Origin of the sequence: Methanocrinis sp. (assembly GCF_049974945.1) — an archaeon.
In the GTDB taxonomy this organism is placed as follows: domain Archaea; phylum Halobacteriota; class Methanosarcinia; order Methanotrichales; family Methanotrichaceae; genus Methanocrinis.
On sequence record NZ_JBNGCU010000145.1, the window covers coordinates 1 to 3,301 of the forward strand.

The window sequence follows — 3,301 nt, forward strand, 5'->3', positions numbered from 1 at the left end:
AGCTCGTACTTTCTGAAGTGGACCCCTCCCAGGTTCTTGTTGTATGGGGGTGGGCCGAAGACCCGGGTCCAGTCCGACCAGGTCTCCTGGCCCTGGAGGCGGATGTGCCAGAGATCGTTGTCGTTTCCTCCAGAGAAGATGTCGACGATCCCCGGTTCCGGCGATACTGCTGCAGGCCCCGTCGTCAGCCTGACCCCCTTCAGCGAGATCCAGTTTGACCAGCCCGTCTCGGTCCGAAACTGGATCCGTTTGACTGAGGGCAGAAGACCCTGAGGCTCTGTGGATGTTCCGATCACCAGCGCCGGCTCAGAAGCCTCGCTTCCGGGTCCGACCTTGTCGAACTCGGCCATCTGCCCCGCCGACGGGCCCGCCAGGAGGAGGGCCGCCATAAGGGCGCAAAGGAAGGTTTTTGCCCTCAAAGTCATTTCGCCTCCAGGTCAGTACTCGATCATGATCGTATATCCGATTTCCGCATCTCTGTATCGATTCGCTCCACCCCATCTCCGACGCTCTGATGATCTGTAGGGATGATCGATTGATATTTATCGTACAAGAGAGTGAGAGTGTCCTGGTTGATGGCCATGTTTGACTACTGGAATCCGCACATCGAGCGCATGCCCCTCGAGGACCTGAAAACGCTCCAGGAGGAGCGGCTGAAGTCGATGGTCCACTACGTCTATGATCACTCCCCCTTCTACAAAGAGAGGTTCAAAGAGGCGGGGGTGGTGCCTGAGGACGTAAAGGAGCTCGCCGACCTGACCAAGCTTCCTTTCACCTACAAAGTCGATCTCCGGAACACCTACCCTACGGGCATGTTCAGCTTGCCTAAAAACAGAGTTGTGCGTTACCACGTCTCCAGCGGCACCACGGGAAAGCCGACGGTCGTCGGCTACACCAAAGACGACATCGAGATGTGGTCGGACTCCCTGGCCAGGGCCCTGACGTCCATTGGCCTGGGCCGGGGGGACGTGATCCAGGTCGGGTACGGATATGGCCTCTTCACCGGCGGCCTCGGCCTCCACTACGGAGCGGAGAAGATCGGGGCGACGGTTCTGCCCACCGGGACCGGGAATACTGAGCGGCAGATCATGCTGATGCAGGATTTGGGGAGCACCGCCATCGCCTGCACACCCTCCTACTTCCTCCACATAGCCGAGGTGGCGGAGAGGATGGGCGTCTCCATCAGGGACGACACCAGTCTGCGGGTCGGGGTCTTTGGCGCCGAGCCCTGGTCTGACGAGACTCGGAGGAGGATCGAGGAGGCGACGGGGATCAAGGCCTACGACATCTTCGGGACGAGCGAGATGAGCGGCCCCCTCTTCACCGAGTGCCAGGAGCAGAACGGGATTCACGTCTGGTCCGACATGTTCCTCATCGAGGTGATCGACCCCAAGACGGGAGAAGAGCTTCCCGACGGCGAGACTGGCGAACTCGTCATCACCACCCTCTCCAAGTGGGCGATACCCCTCATTCGGTATCGGATCGGCGACCTGACGGTGATCAACTCCGAGCCCTGCGAGTGCGGCCGGACTCACCCGAGGCTGATGAGGATTTTGGGCCGGACCGACGACATGATCGTGATCCGGGGCATCAACGTATTCCCCAGCCAGGTCGAGTCGGTTCTGATGACCATCCCCGAGGTCGGCGACCACTACCAGATCATCGTCGATCGGAAGGGCCCCCTGGACGTCATGAAGGTGATGGTGGAGGTGACCGAGTCCGGCTTCAGCGACAAGATCGCAGATCTGATGTCTCTATCCAAGAGGATCTCCAAGGAGCTGAAGGGCGTTCTGAACGTCGTCGCCGACGTAGAGCTGGTGGAGCCGGGGACGATTCCGCGGTCCGAGGGGAAGGCCGTGAGGGTGATCGACAAGAGGAAGGTCTGAAGGAAAGGCGGAAAACGAAGGCGAAAAAGCGGAAGGCGAGAAAGGACGGCAAAAAAGGAGGTGTGAGAAATGGTGGCAATTAAGCAGATATCGTTATTCGTCGAGAACAAGCCCGGCAGGATGGCCAAGGTCTCCAAGACCCTGTCCGACGCCGGGGTGAACATCAGGGCCCTCACCGTCGCCGAGGCCGGAGACTTTGGGGTCATCCGGATGGTCGTCGACGATCCCGAGAAGGGCTACCAGGTCCTTCACGACAACGGCTTCACCGTCTCCGAGACGGAGGTGTTGGCCGTCGAGATGAAGGACATCCCCGGAGGGCTGTACGAGATCGTGAACACCCTGGGGGAGAGCGACGTCAACGTCGACTACGCCTACGCCTTCGTCACCACCAAGGCCGAGCGGGCGATGCTGATCATCAGGGTCGACAACCTGGAGAAGGCGAGGGGGGTCCTCTCCGACGCCGGGATCAAGCTGGCGACGAGGGACGAGATACAGAAGATCTGAGGTGGAAATAAGGGCGCTCTCAGATACGAGGGCGTCATCTCACATTTTGTTGGCACATCTTTAAATATGGATCGAGGAGGTAGAAACCGTTTCGAAATATGCTCCCTGATCTTTGCCCAAAATCCCTTAACCGATGACCGGCGGATGCAATTTTGAGACTGGGGCTACAGTCTCTGCCAAAAGCTAGAAGCCCCGCCCTTCAGGGCGGGGAGTAGTCACCGATTTGAATCCGGCACACTGCCCCCAATATGCAGGGTATTTAAGCTGAGACGTCTTATAGAGGGGCATGAAATGCAGCGAGCCTTGCCGCGAATTCTGTCGTTGGATAGAGACGCTGCCCCATCACAAAAAGTATGTCCTCAAAAAGGAGGAGCACCCGAAGCTTCCCAACTGCTTCAAGGAGACCTTCCTCGGCGAGGCGGTTCCCGGATCGGTCCGGCAGCTTCGGGGGCCAGGGGGCTCCCACGTCCACGAGTTTCCTGACCGTTGGGTCCTTCATAGAGACATCGTCGACGCCGACGCAGATCCCCTGGGCCACCTCCTCAGCGACGCCCCCGAGTACTTGGTCTCGGCCCTGGCGGGGCTCGCGACGGCCATCTTTGCGAAGAAGCAGAGGGCCGGCAGAGACGCCCTCCTGGCCGGGTGGTCTACAGCCGCCTTTATGCTCCTCCTGGGCAAGATGGGAAAGACGATCGGCGAGGATGATCGGGAGAACGAGGGCAAAGCGCCGCCCTTCTCCTGAAAGGTGGGAGAGGATAATTTATCCATGATCTCGGCCCGGTGCCTCCCCTTCTGTCCGGGTCCGGGCCCGTGATCGGCGACAGCGCAAGTACTACTGGAGGACTCGTCGATGTTTGAGGCCGGATATCTCGCTTACTTCTTCTACGCCTTCGCCTCGGTCTTCATAATCG

Annotated in this window: 3 protein-coding genes and 1 pseudogene; 3 read left to right on the plus strand and 1 reads right to left on the minus strand. The window is 59.5% G+C overall.

Annotated features, from left to right (window positions below; genetic code table 11):
* Positions 1–419: pseudogene (locus ACP5EL_RS09835) on the minus strand (hypothetical protein); the annotation flags it as partial.
* A 162-nt stretch (positions 420–581) separates the two neighbouring features.
* Between ACP5EL_RS09835 and ACP5EL_RS09840 the strand changes: the two are divergent.
* The 3 genes from ACP5EL_RS09840 to ACP5EL_RS09850 all read left to right on the plus strand — a co-directional run bounded on the left by ACP5EL_RS09840 (position 582) and on the right by ACP5EL_RS09850 (position 3,132).
* Entirely contained in the window at positions 582–1,886 is a 1,305-nt protein-coding gene (locus ACP5EL_RS09840; RefSeq protein WP_428402337.1) for a phenylacetate--CoA ligase family protein, read from the plus strand.
* Positions 1,887–1,955: 69 nt separating this feature from the next.
* Entirely contained in the window at positions 1,956–2,390 is a 435-nt protein-coding gene (locus ACP5EL_RS09845; protein WP_428402335.1) for an ACT domain-containing protein, read from the plus strand.
* 286 nt (positions 2,391–2,676) lie between these two features.
* Complete coding sequence (locus tag ACP5EL_RS09850) at positions 2,677–3,132, plus strand: hypothetical protein (RefSeq protein WP_428402336.1); 456 nt, start codon at positions 2,677–2,679, stop codon at positions 3,130–3,132.
* Positions 3,133–3,301: the final 169 nt, after the last annotated feature.

Coding starts and splice junctions, on each gene's coding strand:
- ACP5EL_RS09840 (WP_428402337.1), top strand. CDS start 582: ATGTTTGACTACTGGAATCCGCACATCGAGCGCATGCCCCTCGAGGAC.
- ACP5EL_RS09845 (WP_428402335.1), top strand. CDS start 1,956: ATGGTGGCAATTAAGCAGATATCGTTATTCGTCGAGAACAAGCCCGGC.
- ACP5EL_RS09850 (WP_428402336.1), top strand. CDS start 2,677: ATGAAATGCAGCGAGCCTTGCCGCGAATTCTGTCGTTGGATAGAGACG.